At 38.0% G+C, this 19116-nt stretch carries 15 protein-coding genes; 6 read left to right on the top strand and 9 right to left on the bottom strand.

Going from position 1 to position 19116, the window contains the following annotated elements:
- Window positions 1-21: 21 nt before the first annotated feature.
- Both R3D71_03585 and R3D71_03580 read right to left on the bottom strand, forming a co-directional pair.
- Window positions 22-1275 (bottom strand): ATP-binding protein, encoded by a 1254-nt coding sequence (locus tag R3D71_03585; protein ID MEZ5690734.1) that lies wholly within the window; start codon window positions 1273-1275, stop codon window positions 22-24.
- 228 nt (window positions 1276-1503) lie between these two features.
- Window positions 1504-2886, bottom strand: a complete 1383-nt coding sequence (locus R3D71_03580; protein MEZ5690733.1) for an ankyrin repeat domain-containing protein — start codon at window positions 2884-2886, stop codon at window positions 1504-1506.
- A 210-nt stretch (window positions 2887-3096) separates the two neighbouring features.
- Between R3D71_03580 and htpG the strand changes: the two genes are divergently transcribed.
- The gene (gene htpG / locus R3D71_03575; protein ID MEZ5690732.1) at window positions 3097-4974 is read left to right on the top strand and encodes a molecular chaperone HtpG; all 1878 of its coding nucleotides are present in this window, start codon (window positions 3097-3099) and stop codon (window positions 4972-4974) included.
- A 196-nt stretch (window positions 4975-5170) separates the two neighbouring features.
- On the opposite strand, the gene R3D71_03570 is transcribed toward htpG, so the two are convergent.
- Together R3D71_03570 and R3D71_03565 are read right to left on the bottom strand one after the other, a co-directional pair.
- Window positions 5171-6061, bottom strand: a complete 891-nt coding sequence (locus R3D71_03570; protein MEZ5690731.1) for a hypothetical protein — start codon at window positions 6059-6061, stop codon at window positions 5171-5173.
- Window positions 6062-6189: 128 nt separating this feature from the next.
- Window positions 6190-7044, bottom strand: a complete 855-nt coding sequence (locus R3D71_03565; protein ID MEZ5690730.1) for a pirin family protein — start codon at window positions 7042-7044, stop codon at window positions 6190-6192.
- 135 nt (window positions 7045-7179) lie between these two features.
- On the opposite strand from R3D71_03565, the gene R3D71_03560 reads away from it, so the two are divergent.
- From R3D71_03560 to rpmA, 3 genes are all read left to right on the top strand, one after another.
- Window positions 7180-7494 (top strand): helix-turn-helix domain-containing protein, encoded by a 315-nt coding sequence (locus R3D71_03560; protein MEZ5690729.1) that lies wholly within the window; start codon window positions 7180-7182, stop codon window positions 7492-7494.
- A 191-nt stretch (window positions 7495-7685) separates the two neighbouring features.
- Entirely contained in the window at window positions 7686-7985 is a 300-nt protein-coding gene (rplU, locus tag R3D71_03555; GenBank protein ID MEZ5690728.1) for a 50S ribosomal protein L21, read from the top strand.
- Between the two features lie 29 nt (window positions 7986-8014).
- Complete coding sequence (gene rpmA, locus R3D71_03550; GenBank protein ID MEZ5690727.1) at window positions 8015-8269, top strand: 50S ribosomal protein L27; 255 nt, start codon at window positions 8015-8017, stop codon at window positions 8267-8269.
- A gap of 20 nt (window positions 8270-8289) precedes the next feature.
- Here the strand turns inward: rpmA and R3D71_03545 are convergent, their stop codons facing one another.
- A complete protein-coding gene (locus R3D71_03545; protein MEZ5690726.1) occupies window positions 8290-8616 on the bottom strand; it encodes a hypothetical protein in 327 nt (108 codons plus the stop codon).
- A gap of 23 nt (window positions 8617-8639) precedes the next feature.
- Complete coding sequence (locus tag R3D71_03540; GenBank protein MEZ5690725.1) at window positions 8640-8918, bottom strand: hypothetical protein; 279 nt, start codon at window positions 8916-8918, stop codon at window positions 8640-8642.
- Window positions 8919-9128: 210 nt separating this feature from the next.
- On the opposite strand from R3D71_03540, the gene R3D71_03535 reads away from it, so the two are divergent.
- On the top strand, window positions 9129-9785 hold the full coding sequence (locus R3D71_03535; GenBank protein MEZ5690724.1) for an isocitrate/isopropylmalate family dehydrogenase: 657 nt from the start codon (window positions 9129-9131) through the stop codon (window positions 9783-9785).
- A gap of 46 nt (window positions 9786-9831) precedes the next feature.
- On the opposite strand, the gene lysA is transcribed toward R3D71_03535, so the two are convergent.
- The 3 genes from lysA to R3D71_03520 all read right to left on the bottom strand — a co-directional run bounded on the left by lysA (window position 9832) and on the right by R3D71_03520 (window position 16047).
- Window positions 9832-11100 carry a diaminopimelate decarboxylase gene (gene lysA / locus R3D71_03530; protein MEZ5690723.1) on the bottom strand — a complete coding sequence of 423 codons (1269 nt, stop codon included), beginning with the start codon at window positions 11098-11100 and terminating at the stop codon, window positions 9832-9834.
- Between the two features lie 82 nt (window positions 11101-11182).
- Window positions 11183-12790, bottom strand: coding sequence for a phosphoethanolamine--lipid A transferase (locus R3D71_03525; protein MEZ5690722.1), 1608 nt, complete (start codon window positions 12788-12790; stop codon window positions 11183-11185).
- Window positions 12791-12837: 47 nt separating this feature from the next.
- On the bottom strand, window positions 12838-16047 hold the full coding sequence (locus tag R3D71_03520; protein ID MEZ5690721.1) for an AsmA-like C-terminal domain-containing protein: 3210 nt from the start codon (window positions 16045-16047) through the stop codon (window positions 12838-12840).
- A 205-nt stretch (window positions 16048-16252) separates the two neighbouring features.
- Here R3D71_03520 and R3D71_03515 point away from each other — a divergent pair, with 205 nt between their 5' ends.
- Window positions 16253-19102 carry a bifunctional [glutamine synthetase] adenylyltransferase/[glutamine synthetase]-adenylyl-L-tyrosine phosphorylase gene (locus R3D71_03515; protein ID MEZ5690720.1) on the top strand — a complete coding sequence of 950 codons (2850 nt, stop codon included), beginning with the start codon at window positions 16253-16255 and terminating at the stop codon, window positions 19100-19102.
- Window positions 19103-19116 lie beyond the last annotated feature (14 nt).

Below are 19116 nucleotides of genomic sequence, written 5' to 3'. Positions count from 1 at the left end.
AAGTGGTTCGACTCGGTCGGGCTATTGCCATAGGCTATTAAATGGCAATAGATAAATATCTTTGTCATACGCAATTACCCTTGGGGTATTGCAAAGCACTATGCCGCATATGAAGTCATTGCTTGTTGCTTGCTGCAATTCTTTAATGCCAGCCAAATCCTTATCCGTAATGTTTTCAGCATTTTTAACTTCAATAGCCACCAGCTTGTGCTGATGCTCCAGCACGAAATCAATCTCGCGACCATCGTTAGTGCGGTAAAAGCTGATTTTGGCAGTGTCGCCACCAGCATGGTTGCTCTTAGTTAATTCCGACAGAACAAAGTTTTCCAGCACATGCCCAAACCGCTGTGGTTGACTTCTTGCCAAATTTTCTGGAGTTGATTGCAGCAAATGGCACAGCAACATGGTGTCGTAGAAATAGATTTTCTCTGATTTAACCAAGCGCTTTGTAATATTGCGATACCACGGCCTTAAGCTGTTGGTGACAAATGTGTTGTTCAGCAAGCCACGGTAATTGCGTGTGGTCACAGCATTAATGCCAATTTCACGTCCAATACTTGCATCATTAATCAGATTTCCTGCACGCGCTGCCAATGATTGCAACAACACTGGCATATATTCAGCCTTTTCAAGATTATAAATATGGCGTGGGTCTTCCAGCGTGATTTTCTGGATATAGTTTTTGAACCAGCTACCGGCCATTTTATCAGACATTTGCGTGAGTTCAGGAAAAGTGGCCTGACGCATCATTGAGGTCAGAGATGTGGTTTCAGCTTTAATTCCGCTAAAATCTTTTGCAAAGCACCGCTCCAGAAAATGTGATGGTTTGCCGATAACTTCCGCAACACTCAGCGGCAATAAAGTCAAGGTTGCCATGCGCCCAACCATCGCATCGGCAAGTTCGGGAATTGCCATCAGATTCGCCGAGCCGGTCAGCAGATAGTGACCATTGGCCGAGCTATCACCGCGCAATGCGTCCTGACGCTGCTCATCCACCAACTTTTTCAAAGGGCGAAACAATTCTGGCACCATTTGTACTTCATCAATAATCAACGGTGTGCCTGATTCCTGAATATAACCAAAAGGATTGCGCGTAGCGGCAGCGCGTTCCAGCGTGTCATCAAATGTGATAAATTTTGCCTTAAACTCCTGTGCCAACAGTTCCTTAACTAGGGTTGTTTTGCCAGCTTGCCGTGGACCGTTAATATACACCACTGGCAAAGCCTCCAAAGCCTCTAATATTAAAGGTTGTAAGTGACGTTTTATAGCTTTCATGACACTCCTTTTGTTTCACTGGAATCATTATAGCTTTTCTAAAATCGAAAAGCAACTTTATATTTGAGAGGAGACATCTATCCATCTTCGGCTCTTAATAATGCCGCATTCTTTCAGTGTTATGCCGCCATACGATCTTTCCCAGCATTCAAAATCAATGACCAATCTTTGAACAAATCGATAAGTTGGTTCAAATCTTTTCGGGGGATGTCCACCATAATTAGCAAACTACCTATATTGCTGTTGTGGATTGGGTATACCGTATGGCTGGATTGGCTGTGCTGGTTGCTGCTGGTATAGCTGACCACCTCCACCACCATAATTATTATTTTGGTAAGGAGATGGTTGCTGACTACCATACCCACTATTAGGCGACATGTATCCACGATTCCTATTATATATATTATTCATATATGAATTCGCTCGGTTATCATCTTGCTTTCTAATGTTCCATGCATCGGCCATTTTAGCGCAGCGCATTTTCATGTCATCACTGCTACCAACACCCGCCGCCGTACGGGCTTCACTGGAAGGATATTTTGAAAGTTCGTTTCTTATGTTACGTTCGGACGCGGACGATATATTCTGAATAACTTGAAACTCAATCTTATGCTCACTTTCAAGTTCCCCAGCTAGTTCACGTGATTTATTGAATTGCGAATTGATAACGTTTATCAGTTCCTGCCCTCCAAATTCAGTTGTTTGTCGTGATATACGGCAAAATTGCCAATAAGCCGCTGAACAACTAGCGAAAGAAAAATCCTTTACCATCTGCTTAAGACGGTCAGCTTCAGTGAGGGCTTTATTCTTAGCGTTGATTTTTGTCATGGTTTCATTGTATGATTTGTATTTTTCATTTATTTCCTTATTAATTTTTTCGTATTGCTGCTTAGCCAATATATTTTGCTGCTGTATAAAATTATCAAGCACTTCTATTACCTTATTATTTCCGGTTTGAAAGGCAATTGTTCGCGCGTTATTGCCGGAAGCGTCAGTAGCGTTGTAATTTATCTTTTTAGAAAGCAGATATTTTACAACTTCTGTATTACCGACTTTAGCGGCGTAAAATAAGGCGTTTTGACCACGTATGTCGGCTTTATTTATATCCGCGCCATTTTCTACCAGTAGCTTCACTATTCCAAGACTTTCACTGTCAGACCTACCAGCAGCAAGCGCTATTATTGGAACACCTGACGCATTTACCTCATCAACCGAAATTCCTTTATCTATAAGAATTGAGATATCAGCAGTTCTACCTAGATTGATACGATAAATCACCTCATCAAGTGATGGCTTTTTTTCCTCAACTTCATTATCAACTATATTTTGTTCGTTGTTTTCCGAGTTATCTGTATCAACTGATTCCTCTTTTTCAGAAGCTTGTTTTGAATCTTTCACCTTGTCATCACCCTGCGTACCCTCATTAATAGATACTTTATCCTCTTTAACGTCTTTCTTCTCCTTAGGAACAGTAACCTCTACTTCCTGTTTAGTCTTTACTTTAAGCAACAATTGATCTGGTACTATCTCAACCGAGATTGACGGCAAGAAATACGCCCCTGATATGACCACAATTACTAATATCGCTATTATAATCTTACTCTTACTCATATCCATCCATTAGTTACTTATTACCCAATAAAGCTCATTCTTTTATAAAACATATATAATATGCGAATAATATAATATGTGATTAGATGAAGGATGCTCCGACCTTGACATTACATTTATATATACCATATTTATGATTATATAACAAATATTTCCATAATTTGATTAATATATGGTATCTATTAGCAAAATTAATTAATTGAGAGAGTCATGACTGAAAAAATTGAAGAAAAACTGAAGTTTAATGCTGAAATAAGCAAAGTATTGAATCTGATGATTCATTCGCTTTATACCAATAAAGACATATTTCTACGCGAACTAATCTCAAACGCCTCTGATGCCTGCGATAAATTACGCTATCAAGCTGTTGCCGAACCATCACTTAATGAGGATAGTTCAGAGCTTTCAATAACTATAGAGCTTAACAAAGACGAAAAAACCGTAAAAATTACCGATAATGGAATCGGTATGAGCAAAGATGAACTGATAAATAATCTAGGGACAATAGCCAAGTCCGGCACTCAGGAATTCGCTGAAAAATTAACCGGTGACGCACAGAAAGATATGCCGCTTATCGGACAGTTTGGTGTTGGTTTTTATTCAGCTTTTATGGTCGCTGACAAGGTTAGTGTACTTTCAACCAAAGCTGGCAGTAAGGAAAGCTATATTTGGCAATCGGAAGGAAGTGGGGAATTTACCATAAGTGAGGTGGAAACAGCGCCTCGTGGAACCAGTATAACCCTGCACATAAAAGACGGCGCTGATGATTATCTGGATAATTTCCGCCTGCGTCATATTGTACAAACTTACTCCGACCATATATCATTTCCGATTTTTATAGTTGGCGAAGATGCAGAACGCGAGCAGATAAACACCGCTTCTGCTCTATGGACTCGTTCCAAAAGTGAGATAAGCGAAGAACAATATAATGAGTTTTACCACCATGTGGCACATTCACCGGACTCTCCTTGGCTGGTTCTGCATAATAAAGCGGAAGGCAAGTTGGAGTATACTAACCTGCTATTTGTCCCCTCCTCTAAACCGATAGACCTGTTCCATCCCGACCGTAAATCACGAATAAAGCTATATGTTAAACGTGTGTTTATAACTGAGGAGAACGCTGAGTTAGTACCGGCTTATCTAAGATTCCTACGTGGGGTGGTGGATTCTGAGGATTTACCGCTTAATATTAGCCGTCAAACTCTTCAACAAAATCCTCTGATTAGCAAAATAAAGGATTCCATAGTTAAAAAATTCCTCTCCGAGATGAAGAAAAAGTCTGAAAATGATGAAGAATCATATAGGGAATTCTGGAAAAATTTTGGCGCGGTGTTAAAAGAAGGGCTATGCGAGGCTTACAGTCCACGTGAACAGATACTTGAGATATGTCGTTTTAATTCCAGCGACAATCAGGATGGTGATTTAGTAAAGCTGGATGATTACATGGCACGAATGAAAGAAGGTCAAGAAAATATTTTTTATCTCACTGGTGAGAATCTTGCCTCCATGCGCCAAAGCCCACAACTTGAGGGATTTACCTCACGCGGGATAGAGGTATTGTTGCTTAGCGATCATGTGGATGATTTCTGGGTAAACGTGATACAGGATTATAAAGGCAAGCAATTCAAATCAATAACCCGTTCTGATATTGATCTTGATAATATCAAAAGCGAAAAAGACAATAAAGATGATGACAGCAAAGAGGAAGAAGCGCCAAAAGAGCTTATGGATAAGCTATGTGAGCGGATAAAAGATATACTTAAAGACGCTGTAAGTGAGGTAAGGACTACCAAAAAGCTGGGGCAAAGCGCTGTTTGCCTCGCTACTAAAGAAGGTGGCATGGATTTCCGGCTTGAACGTTTCTTGCTGGAACAGAAACAACTTACCGCCGCCTCTACCAAAATTCTGGAAATAAACCCGAAACATCCAATTATTAAGCGATTGGCGGAAAAAGACGGACTGGATATTGACGATACAGTATGGCTGTTGCTGGATCAGGCGAAGATATTAGAGGGCGAGGAAATAACCGATCCGGCCTCATTTACTCGCCGCTTGCAAAACTTCGTGGAAAAAAGTTTAGTTGCTTAAGACGTAAGGACTTAATAGAAACCATCTATTTATTCCTTGATGAATCCTTTATCTGTTTTGACAGTCTAGTATCAACTTAATAACCACTAGCCACATACGAATATAGCCGGTCAACTTGTAACAAAGCTAATCGGCTATAATGTATATATGGTTTTTACTGTTAAAATCTGGCATAATTAAAAAAGTGTGATGCTTTTTAGAAAGAATTGAGGAAAGCTTTTATAGCTTTTTTCTTTCTATGGAGTTTCAACCCACGGTGGATATTTATTCTTTCCTTGAGGTGAGAGAAGAAGCCTTCTAGATGGTTGGTTGTTGGCGGAATATTCTGTTCTGGAAATTCCTTGTATGTAAATAGCCTGTGCAGATTTTCTTGCACGGAATTATATGCAGAACGCGTCCTTCCGTGCGTAAATCTTCCACCCTTTTTGGCATTCAGGAATCCTTTGTGCTGCTCTGCCAGAGCGTAAAATTGAGCCACAAAATCTTCTGGTTCGGTATTGCATAATTTTTCCATCAACTCCTTCAAATCCTTTGCAGGACGGAGCTTTGGATTATTTCCAGTATATCGCCTTACAATCGCTTTTTGATGGAAAATACACATTTGAATTGGTACTCCACCAAGTGTTTTTCTGATGTTTTCATAAAACCCTTTGCGCCCATCAATGGTCACTGATTTGAAGCAATATCCTGCCTGCACAAGCTCATGCAAAGCTTCACGCAAATGCTTCACTGATTCGGTTTTGATCTCTTGGTAATAAATGATTCTGCTGCCATCATGCGCACAGAAATAGCCATATTCTCTGCCGAAGAAAGACGCATCCATGAGCAGGTTAATCGCTTCTTTTGAGGCAGGAAAAATTAATCCTTCTGCCCACTCAAGAGCATCAAATTCCTTGGTGAGCTTGGGGATGGAAATATCAAGAATGCTAGCAATTTCTGCTAGTGTTCGGCGTTTGTGCAGCCAGTCTAAATAGTAACGCTTATAGTCGGTTTTTTTGCCGCGCTTATCAACCCATTGATGTAAGCACAAGTTGCAACGATACCGTTTACGACCACGCAATTTGCCATTGCTTTTTATGCTGCTCAAACCGCATTTTACACAGCGTTTTTAGACACTTTTATAATCCTTTTTTAAAAATACAGTATATCGCATTGTTTTATAAAGCAATTATGCAGATTCTAGCATCACACTTTTTTAATTATGCCTAAAATCTTCTAAAATTTTCCAGTGCTATAATCAACCATTGCCTGTTGAATTTCCTCAGTACTATTCATGACAAAAGGTCCATAGCCAGCTATCGGCTCATCTATAGGTTCACCAGCCATTAACAGCAAACTACTATCTTGAGAGGCTGATAGCTCTATAATGTCACCATCTCTTGAGAACTGCGCCAATTCCCGCGCGGTCAAACTATCAGAGCCTATAGACAATTCTCCTGAAAGCACTAGCAGTGAGCTGGTATAACCATCTGTAAGTTTAAGGCTAACCTTGCTTCCAGCTCTCAACCGTATGTCCCATAGTTCCATTGGGGTAAACGTTTTCGCAGCTCCTTTAGTATCGTTATATTCTCCAGCTATTAAACGAACATAACCAGCATTGTCCGGTAAATCCACGACTGGTATATTAGCTGATAAAATCTCCTGATAACGCGGGCTGCTCATTTTATGCTTTGCTGGTAAATTAACCCAAAGCTGTACCATCTCTAAAGTTCCGCCCTTTTTAGTAAATTCACGACTATGCATTTCCTCATGGAGAACACCACTTGCCGCTGTCATCCATTGCACGTCACCTACCGCTATCTTTCCAGAGTTACCAGCACTATCCTTATGCTCAACTTCTCCTTGATAAACAATAGTTACCGTCTCAAAACCACGATGTGGGTGTATTCCAACCCCACGTGGCTTATCAGAAGGCAAAAATTCAGCTGGTCCCGCATAATCCAGAAGCAAAAATGGGCTTATATCATTACCTTGCGTGTGATATGAAAACATAGTGCTTACTGGAAAACCATCACCTACCCAATGCTTAGCTGTATTGTGGTTTATTCTTACTATTTCTTTGTTTTTCATAGCAACTCTCCTTAATTTATAAATTACCATATTGCTTACAATATAGCATATATGATACACTTAACAAGTACACACAAAAATTATACTGTAAAATATATATATTTCATAATATTAAATATTTAATAAGGTCTTTATATGGAAAATCAAAAAGATATTTTTTGTCCAGTTGAAATTACATTATCTTTAATAGCTGGCAAATGGAAATTAATCATAATATATTATTTACTAAGAGAAAATATGCGGTTTAATCAGCTTCAGCGTAGCATGAATGGCATCACTCATCGCAGCCTGAGTAAGCAGCTTAAAGAAATGGAAAAAGACGGATTGATAATACGCAATGATTATGGTGAAATACCACCGCGTGTAGAATATTCGCTATCAGAACTTGGAGTTAGCCTTAAACCAGTCCTAATCGCTATGGAAAAATGGGCAAAACAAGATAGCAGCTAGCATTGCTATACCAATAGTTTATAGAATTAATCTGAAAAACACCATATTCATCAATATCCTTGTTGACAGTTTGTGTCTTATCTATTAGATTTTGTCCTCATTTTTTAATAAAGGATAATTTTTGGATATAATTCAGGCTGTTATCGTAATTAACAGAGGTGGGTTATGTTCAGTTCAGTTAGGAATAATATATGTTCGCGGTGATTCGTACTGGTGGAAAGCAATATAAAGTCGCAAATGGTGACGTTATTTCTGTAGAAAAACTTTCTGGTGAAGCTGGTGACAAGATAGAAATTAATGACGTACTAATGGCTGGCGATAAGATTGGCTCTCCTATTCTTAATGGAGCTAAGGTTCTTGGTGAGATTGTGAAGCAGTTTCGTGATGATAAGGTCATAGTTTTTAAGAAAAAACGTCGCCATAATTATCGTCGTAAAAAAGGTCATCGCCAATATTTAACACAAATCAAGATAACTGATATTAAAGCATAATTGTATTATAGATATTCAAAGGGTTAGTTATGGCACATAAAAAAGCTGGTGGTAGTTCACGTAACGGTCGCGACTCGGCGGGTCGTAGGCTCGGTGTAAAAAAATTTGGCGGAGAATTGGTAATACCTGGTAATATAATAATCCGTCAACGTGGCACTAAGGTATATCCCGGCTCTGGTGTGGGTATGGGTGTTGACCATACTATATTCGCTACTCAAGAAGGTCGTGTAGTGTTTAGCAAGAAACACAAGGATAGAACATTCGTTTCTGTGGAAGCAGCTTAGGTTGACTCTATAGGCTTTTACTAAGCTATAGCGTTTTTTTGTTCTATATTCTCTATAGCGCGCAGCAGGTCGTTTTCGTAATTATGGTTCATACCGTATTCTGTTTCCATACGGTGTTTTACTTCTTCTGATGGCTCTTGACCATCGCCATGCTCTATAATGGTACCAAATTCTTCGAGATTGAGATTACCTTTATCACGTGCTTCCTTAAATGATTTTGCCATACTTGGCTTTATGCACATATAAGCCCAGCACGGTTTTCCATCTGAACTATTACCACGACATAATATCATTATAGTACATAAAAGATCAGCCATCGCGTTTTGTGATATTGGAGGAGGGGTCATCTGAACTCTTGACATATAGCTTACTAAACCTCACGCCCATTCTTATTAATTTCATTAGCACCCGCCACCGCTGGTACAGATATATCGCCATCAACATCTGATACTATTAAAGCTGAACCTCTGTTATTTTCACGAACAACTAACTCCAGCTGTTCAGAAAAATTAGGTTTATTATTATTTCCTAAATCTGTAGACGTATCACGAAGCGCTGATACTATAGCTCCGGAAATATTTGCCCCACCACCATCGAATCCAGAAACTCCGACAGAACTTGTATAAACTATATTAGATGGAACAGTCATAAACACCCTTCAAAAGCACATTTTACTAAATACAAGTAACAAAATATACTTGTCTATATTATCATATTTTATATAAATCCTTAATCAAAATACTATAATTCACCTAATTTTTCATTAATATATTTGTTAAAGTTATTTGACAGTAAAGCCTAATTCTGCCTTATTACAACACACGACATCAGCATATTAATAGCATAACATATTGTTTTTATGGATAATATAGAAGAATTCACCGAAATCCACAATATAACCATAACTGTGGCTTATGGTGATGGAATTGGTCCTGAAATAATGGAAGGAGCGTTGATATTACTAAGAGAAAGTAATGCCAAGCTTACCATAGAATCTATTGAGATAGGCAAACGTATATATAATATGGGTGCTACTTATGGTATCCTACCCTCTTCTTTAGACAGGTTACGAGAAAACCGTATTTTACTGAAATCACCAACAATAATACCAGATTTTCCTGACTATACGCTGCGTACCATAAACGATAAGTTGTTTGAGCAGTTTGGGCTAGAAAATAGCTCTATGAGAATTTCCAATATAATTAAGAATTTAGAGGATACAGATTGGCTTTCCGGTATTTCTATTAGTAATGAGAATTTCGCTATTTTTGAGACTATGCATGACGCGGCTCCTGAACTAGCTGGTAAAGATGTAGCTAATCCTTGTGGAATAATTCAAGCAACTATAATGATGCTTGAATATATAAGCCATACTGAAACAGCAGATAAAATAAAAAACGCCATGCTTAAAACACTTGATGATGGAATCCATACCGTTGATATTTACCGAAAAAAGAAAAGCAAGAAAAAAGTTGGTACGAAAGATTTTATTGAGGCGGTAGTGGACAGGCTGTAGAAACGAGAAACTTAGGAATTAGAGAAACAGATAATTTTCAAATTCCTTATTTCCTCTCCAACCATTCTGGTAACATATCCCGACCTATAAGCTCATCATAGGTCTGACGTGGACGTATAACGGAAAAATTTTCTCCCTTCACCATAATTTCAGCAACAAGCGGTCGGGAGTTATAGGTTCCAGCCATTGACGCTCCATAAGCTCCAGCCGAGCGAAACGCCAATAAGTCACCAACTTTGGGAATTTTCATAAGTCTTTGCTCAGCGAATATATCGCTGGTTTCGCAAACTGGTCCTACTACATCCACCATCTCAGTACGAGTTTCTCCGGTTGATGGAACAATCGGCACAATCTCGTGATAAGCGTCATAAAGAGCTGGACGCATAAGATCATTCATCGCCGCGTCAACTATCACATATATACGATTTTCGCCACGTTTCACATACAGGACTTTAGTGACCAAAATACCGGCATTACCAACCATAATTCTGCCTGGTTCAAACAATAATCTAAGATTAAGTCCTTTAGTATTTTCTTTTACTATATCAGCGTAAAACTCGGGAAGTGGCGGTTGTTCCTTTCCATAAGGTATGCCAAGACCACCTCCAAGATCCAAAGTTTTTAGGGCTATTCCATCCTCTTTAAGTTCTGTTATGAACTCACGTACCTTAGAAAAGGCCTGAGCGAATGGTTCAAGAGTGGTAAGTTGCGAGCCAATATGTATGGATACTCCCTGAATAACTATACCCGCTAGGGAATCAGCGAGACGATAAATGTCATGCGCATGCGACATCGCCACACCAAACTTGCTCTCTTTTTGACCTGTTGAGATTTTGGCATGGGTTTTTGGGTCAACATCGGGATTTATCCGCATGGCAACTGGGGCTTTTTTACCTATTTCAAGCGCCACCTCATTAAGTAATCTGAGTTCTGGCTCTGATTCAACGTTGAACTGATATATGCCCTGCTCAAGAGCGTAAAACATTTCCTCCCGAGTTTTACCAACGCCGGAAAAAACTATGTTATCCGCTTTGATACCCGCTTTCATAGCTCGTCTTATCTCACCAGCCGATACGACATCCGCCCACGCTCCCATTTTTGCCATAGTAGCTAGTACCGCTAGATTATCATTGGCTTTGACCGCAAAACATATTTTAGCGTCCATATCGCCAAACGCTGATGAAAACACCTTGTAATGGCGCTCTATGGTCGCTGATGAGTAACAATAAAAAGGGGTGTCCACAGCATCCGCTATTTTTGGTATCGCTACATCCTCAGCATGATATACTGTATCTTTATATGAAAAATAATCCATTAATTATCCTGATTATAACTATATTGATAAATATTACAGTTAACCATATAACGCATATTATATCACTAAAACAGTATAATTATTATGATTTATTATGAAAAATATCCTTACTAGGATCATATATTTTGCTATCTATTTCCATCAAACCAAGCAATGTGTGAAAAATATTATTATGTGATAAAGGATAGTCCTGCATTTTTCTAAGAGAATCATAATTTATCTCATCAAAATTCTTGCCGATCCAAATTATAGCCGGAACATGCCGCTGTTCCTTAGGAGCTATAATATTAGGCATCCCATGAAGGTAAATCCCATTATCACCTAACGATTCTCCATGATCGCTTACGTAAAACATCATAGTCTCAAATTTATTATCATTATTTTTTAGAAGCTCTATGGTTTTAGCAAGAAAATAATCTGTATATAAAACAGCGTTATCATAAGCGTTTATTATCTCATCCTTAGTACAATCTGACAATTCGTTAGTTTTACATTCCGGCTTAAATTTGGCGAATTCCTTAGGGTAACGCCGGTAATAGGCAGGACCATGATTGCCCATCTGATGAAGAACTATCATAATATCCCCTTTTGGATGAGAATCTATATATTCCTGAAGACCGGCGAGCATTCCGACATCACGACACTCAACATCACACACTGGATTTACTGATGGGTCTCGTAAGTCTTTATAGGCAATCCGGTTAGCTACTCCTTTAGAGCTAGAGTTATTATCAAGCCACAAAACGTTAACTCCAGCGTTTTTTAATATATCAAGAGCGTTTTCTGTATATTTTATTGTTCTACCATCATAGTTACTATCCTCATATACCGAGAACATACAAGGAACTGAAACCAATGTAGAAGTACCACAGCTAGTGAAATTGGAAAAACTTACTAATTTTTCTTTCTCAAGTAATGGATTGGTATCTCTACTATAACCATTTAGAGAAAAATGATCAGCACGTGCCGTTTCCCCAACCACCATTATGATGAGTTCTCTATCCTCATCATCTTTCGGTATAGCAGCATCTTTCGCTATCATTACTAATTTCTTTTTTCCTCCACGAAGATAGCGATAGCCATAATCCGCAACAGCAAAAACATACCCGCTAGGATTAAAATAGAATCTTACTGTATACTCCCTAAAGAATGATGTTACAGAAGCACTGGTAAAGAAAAACATAACTCCAAGAGTAACTATTATTCCTGAAACAAGCTTAGCACGCTTAAGCAACTCTTTTTTCAAGTTATCAAATTTTATACTTAATTTATAGACTAATAGCGATGGTAGTATTCCAAGAAAAAAGATGTACATAAATAACCGAACACTAAGCAAATCATTCATTTCTCTAGTATCGGAATTTATCACATTACCGATCATATCATGATCTATAAATACATTATAGCTATCCATGAAATAAGCGGCAAAAGCGGTAGAAAAAAGCAGCAATGTAATTATTGGCTTCGTAGTATAGCGATAACATACAAGAGACAGAACAATCATGGCCGTTCCGCCAAAACCAACAAGTAGCGATATAACAAAAAAAGCGTTATGAACATCACTTATCGGGTAATCATTGATCAGATGCTTAAAAAATGTATAGTTAGCGAATACCATCCAAAAAACGATAAGTAGAAGCATAAATTGTATACTTCCCACACTTTTTTTTGTAACTCTTGATAATATCATCATGCCATGTTCCTAAATCATAATAATTGGTCACTAAACACTCTTCATCAATCAAAAATATCAAATAATCTGCGTAAGAATCCGGGTGCTAGAATTGACAGTGGATTAACGCTAATATTCGCGTCTTTTTCCTTGCCTTTAATATTATAGCGAGCGGCAAATACCCCCTCTCCTTCTTTACCAACCAAAAGACTACCAAGAAGAGGGATTTTTCCAATCAAGTTATTAGTAGAGTATGATGGCACTATAACTCCTTTTATATCTAGCTCTTTAGCGGGAAATGTTATCGTACCATTTATGGTTATACCAAGTGACGAACCATAAGTTTTTGCGTCCTTAATGGAAATAATGTCATTATGCAATATAAACGGCATATTGACCTTCTTAAAAATAATACCTTTACCACTCAATGTATCAATGAGTCCACTAAGAGATGCCAGTGATAAAACCTTACCAAGTATCGGCGCGTCTTTTACCACATAATCACTAATATACAACCTACCATCCAATATGCTATTCTTACCATTTTCCTGATATTTAGCGTCTACAAAGAGCTTCCCTCCTTTCATGCTATCAATGATATTTAAGACATATAGTAACGAACCAGCGTCTTCAGAGCGTATAGCGAGACTTCTTTTACCTTTACTGTCCTTGAATATGTTAAAAGTAAATGGTTTACTTTCACCACTCATTCCCTTAAAGTTTGCCTCAGTGCATATTGTTTTATCGCAGTTTAGATAGCCTTTAAGATTCTCTAGGAAGCGACCATCCCATAAAATAAATTTCTTAATATTAGCTCTAACCCGCATCGCCGGAAAATTCATAAATGAAAACCCGCCACTATCCTCAACGATATATTTTTTAGCGCTATTTGGTTTATTTAATTTATTGATGGATTTTTTCTCAGATACCTCATCACCACCTAAAAAAGGTATAAAATCCACACTATCAGCGGTCACATCTATATACATCATTCCATTACGATTTTTATAATCAAGCTTTGAGATTATATTTTTCCCATAAACAAGCTTACTAGTTTTTACTTCCGCTAGTAATTTTGATTTTCCGGCAAGAATCGCTGTTCCTTTAGCATCTATATCTCGGCTTTTAAGATTAAAATACTCAACATTTAGATCATTTTTCTGTTTTTTCGCTTTAAGCTTAAGAGTGGCAGGAATTGATAAGGGCTTTTTAAGACCAATATCTTTTAGATCAAGATTCGCTCTTTTAAGATCAAGCGATGCTTCTGTATTCTCAATATCTTTACCAAGACGCATTTTCGCGTCTATCCCTATATAACCGCTAATGAAAGGAAAGTCGGGATAACCAAAACGAGTTAGGTATTTCTTTTCTATACCACCGGTAAAATCCAAAAAAGTATCAACTCCACTTTTGTCAGTCGCGAAAAGATATTTGACCTTACCTTTTTTTACCTTGGCTCCATTTACGCTGGCGGCACCTGAGAATTCAACCCCATCATTATTAACCGCCATTTTCCCATTGGCATTTTCTATATCAAATTTACGCAGAAATTCTGGCTGTGAAATATCAAATAAATCAGCTGTTATGTCGTAAGAAATCGCGTCTTCAGCTTTTACACCTTTGGGAGAGAAAAAATTAAATCCTATTTCAGCGTAACCTTTAACGCTACCTTGTGACCTTTTATCAAGACCGAGTCGTTTTGAGTGTTTAAGGCGTGGGAGCGATAAAAAATAAACCATATCATCAGATGGTGACTGAGCGTTAAGACTTACTTTTATATATGGATTATCAGCATTCAGGTCATCTATCGTAACTTTACCGTCACTTAATATAGTTTTATCAAGAAAATTGGCGGATTTTATATCAGCGGTAAGAGTTTTACCATCCACATGGACATCACCTCTTACCTTTCTTAATTTCGGATGTTCCGGCAGGTAACGTACATTAAAATCCTTTATGCTAATATTAGCGTCTATGGAATCCTTCGCTAGCTCTTGCTCTTCCATTTCCCCCTTTTTTATATTGAGAGAAACTTTCGCGCTGGTTATTTTACCACCAGTCATATTCTCGGTTATCCATTCTCTTGACATTGGAGATAGTGATGGTGGCCATAACAACTTAACATTCTTTGCGGGAATGTCTTTCGCCTCAATATCAAGCTTTATCGCTATAGAATCAGCCTCCTTGTCATTATTTTCGTTTTTATCGTGATCAAGAATTATAAAGCCATCAGCAGAAAAATTAGCTCCTGATATATCCGTCTTTAGTTCATTTACGTTCATTCTGCTTAGATTCTCGGTAAAATCAGCGTCTAACTTTATAGAATTGACCGGTATCTCAGATATAAAATTCTCCGATTTTATACTTCCCTTTCCGCCATCAAGAGACAATTTAGCTGATTTTATATTACCATCCATATCAAGTGAGATATTGGCGTTACCACTTACCGGAACGGCAAAAGCCCGCACGTCCAAACTATCAAAAAACATTTCCCCAAGTATATTTGGCATCAGCTTAGAAAAAGAAAATTTTCCTTTTATTTGAGAGCTACTATTAGCTATATCCAGTTCAGCGTAAATATTGGAATCATAATCGCCATAACGAATATTAGCGTTGCCATTTATCCTTACCTTACCGTCTTTATCGCGTATCAATATCATATTACAGTTTCTAGCGTCAAAAAAAGACTGGGTTCTGCTGTTTCCAATCCTAAGTCCAGCGTCGTAAATAATTACTTTGCGCAGCATATGAAACTGGTCCGCACTATCCCCCGAAAAAAATGACTTAAAAATCTTAGAGAAAGACATAGACTCAGAATTTTGTTGGTTGTTAGAATCAGTGCTTTGTATTGATTTATTATCACTAAAACTAAAATCAAAATTTCTCTTATCATTTCTTATAAGATTCATAAAAGGAGCGGAAATCGTAAGAGATTTTGGAATAACTCTACCAATAGCCAAATAAGGAACACTTAAATCAACAGATACTTCAGGCAGTGTGGTAAATAACTGATCATTTTCGGTGAGAAGAGCTACACTGCTAAGGCGTATATCCACCGGATGTCGCCAACCGTCCCATATGAGGTGAGTTTTGCCAATTTTTACCTTGTAGCTGCCATCGGTAGCGGAAAGCGCGTCTTCTATATAAGGTGTAAGCATGTCAAAAGAACGAGGACCGGTTGCCACCCATATAAGCAAAAAATTAAAAACTATAAGCAGCCAAACCGTAAGACCAAGTAAGGCTCCAAGTAAAAATCTTAATATTTTGTTTTGCAATATTATTACGCCTATTGTTATAGTTTACCATTATGTCATAGGAAGCTCTATGAAACTGGATCTTCCTATATCTTTATTAATTAGCACGCCTACTTTGCAGCGCAAAACCTTATCTTTCGGATAAGTTTTTGATAGCGGTATCTGCAAAATTGACATTTTTTAGAGACCGCTATAATAAATGCCATATTAAATGTAAAATAAGCAAATGGAAATCAATAATAATCAGGATAAAATTAAAAACGCTGAGTCAGTAGCGAACGCTCACTCTCCGTTTTTGGCGCGTTTAATTATGGCATATCCTGAAATCCTTGAAGATATAAGACATAGAGGAGTAGATTACTTATACGAATCTATAATAGAGAGTATTAGTGAGTTGATGGTCGCGCCAATTGACATAGTTACTCTAAAAAAAGAATTACGCGTAGCTAAAAGAAAAATCGCTCTTACGGTCGCCCTTGCTGATATATCCGGTATATGGAGTCTGGAGAAAATAACCGAGTCATTATCAATATTCGCTGAAAAATGCCTTAATATTACCATTAATCACCTTCTTTTTGAAGGATGCAAACAGGAGAAAATATATAATAATAATTTTTATGAATTATTTAAGAATGGAAAGAACAGGCTTAGAGATATAGCGCGAGATAGCGGCGTCATAGTTCTCGCTATGGGAAAACTTGGAGCATACGAGCTTAACTACTCCAGCGACATAGATTTAATACTATTTTTTACTCCCGAAAAAATTGGTTATAAAGGTCGTAATACTGAACAGCATTTTATGAATCGCTTGGCTCATGATCTGGTTTCTGTAATGCAAGATAGGACTGAACTTGGTTATGTTTTCAGAACAGATTTAAGACTACGACCTGACCCCTACTCAACCCCGCCGGTAATAACAATAGACGCTGCTTACCATTATTACGAGAGTGTTGGTCAGAATTGGGAAAGAGCGGCGATGATAAAGGCGCGCGCGATTGCTGGTGATATAAAAGCTGGTGAGGATTTTCTTAAGAGTCTTACCCCATTTATGTGGCGACGGAATCTCGATTTCGCGGCGATAAATGATATACATTCCATAAAACGACAAATAGATAAGCAACAAATAAAAAGCCTTGATATAAGAGGTCACAATGTAAAACTTGGTACTGGCGGTATAAGAGAGATAGAGTTCCTAGCGCAAATATACCAACTTATTTGGGGAGGAAGAGAACCAGAACTTAGGATAAGAAAAACCTGTGATACACTAAGGTGTCTTACGGAAATGGGACTTATCAGCACAGAGCAGGAAAAAATTTTGAATAAAGCTTATCAATTCTTACGCATGGTTGAACATCGCTTGCAAATGGTGAATGACGAACAAACCCATAGCGTGCCAGAAAACGATAACGAGCTACTTAATATAGCTACTTTTAATGGCTATGATAATATAGGTGATTTTGAGCGACAATTAGTTACTCAACTAAGTAACGTTCATGAAATTTACCTGTCATCGTTTAACAGCGAAAAAGAGTTAAGCAGTAATGGCAACCTAATATTTACTGGCGAAGAACACAACCCTGATACACTGCGAACACTAACTAGAATGGGATACAGCAATCCTGAACTGGTATCTGAGACCATAATGAAATGGCATCATGGTTCAAGCAGGGCTACTCGTACTAAACGAGCAAGAGAGTTACTTACCGAGATTATTCCAGAACTGCTTGAATGTTTGGCGAAGACTATAAGTCCGGACACCGCCTTTATGAATTTTAATTATTTTCTCCAAAAACTTCCAGCGACCATACAACTTTTCTCGTTATTCAAACTCAATCCACACCTGCTGGGATTAATAGCGGATATTATGGGAAGCGCACCAACTCTCGCCGAAAGTCTAAGCAAGAATCCTGATCTGTTGGAAGCGGTAATTTATGAGGATTTTTACGATGGTCTTCCAAATGTGGATATACTTGAAAAACAGCTAGACAAAGTTTTACTCCCTCCTAAGAATCTACCTTCCTATGATTTTGAACAGATAATGGGGCGTTTGCGTAAATTTTACCATGAAAAGCAATTTCAGGCTGGAGTACAACTGCTTAAAGGTATGATAAACGCGAAACATAGTGGAGAGTTTCTTACATATCTCGCTGAAATAATAATTAACCGTATAGTTGTGGAGGTGACAAGCGAGTTCAAAAAAACTTATGGTACTATAAGTGGCAACCGTTTCGCTATAATAGCTCTCGGTAAACTAGGAAGTCGTGAGATGACTTTTTTATCTGATGTTGATCTTATTTTTATCTATGATGTTGATGATACAGAAGAGCTATCAAACGGACAAAAAGGATTTACCGCCAGTGTATATTATAACAGGCTTTCACAAAGAATTATCAGCTCCCTTACAAGCCAAAGTAGAGATGGTAGGCTTTATGAGGTAGATACAAGGCTTAGACCATCAGGAAATCAAGGGCCTCTTGCGGTAAGCAAAGCAGCGCTTGAGCAGTATTTTGACCAATCAGCGTGGACTTTTGAGTATATGGCGTTTACTAAAGCCAGAGCTATCGCTGGTGATGAATCGTTACTTACTGAGCTTAATGGCTTTATTGACAGTCAAATCAAAAAGAAACGTGATATAGAACGTCTTAAATATGATGTCGCTGATATGCGTGAAAAGATAGAAAAAGAGCATAGCGCTACCAGCGTATGGGATATAAAATACGCGAGAGGCGGGCTTATTGATGTTGATTTTATCGCTCAATATTTAATGCTTAAATACGCTAGCGACCTCCTTACCGTTAAGTCAGGAAACTCTATTGAATTTTTCACTATTCTAAAACAGGAAGGTTTTATTGGTAAGGAGTCTGACACTCTAATAGATTCATATTATTTTCTCAAGCAACTTCTTAATATGATAAGGCTTTGCTGTGGAAATAATTTTGTTTCTAATGACGCTCCAGAAGGGCTTAAAAAGATATTAGTGGATACTACAAACTCCGATAATTTTGAAAAACTGAGTAAAAAGCTACAAGAAGTTGAAAAAAACATTTATAGCTATTACAAGACTATCTTTGAGTAATAAGGTAATTTAGC

This window comes from Rickettsiales bacterium (assembly GCA_041396965.1).
GTDB lineage: Bacteria > Pseudomonadota > Alphaproteobacteria > Rickettsiales > SXRF01 > SXRF01.
Note: the sequence above shows the minus strand (reverse complement) of the source record. Positions and strands in the feature narration are given on the sequence as shown.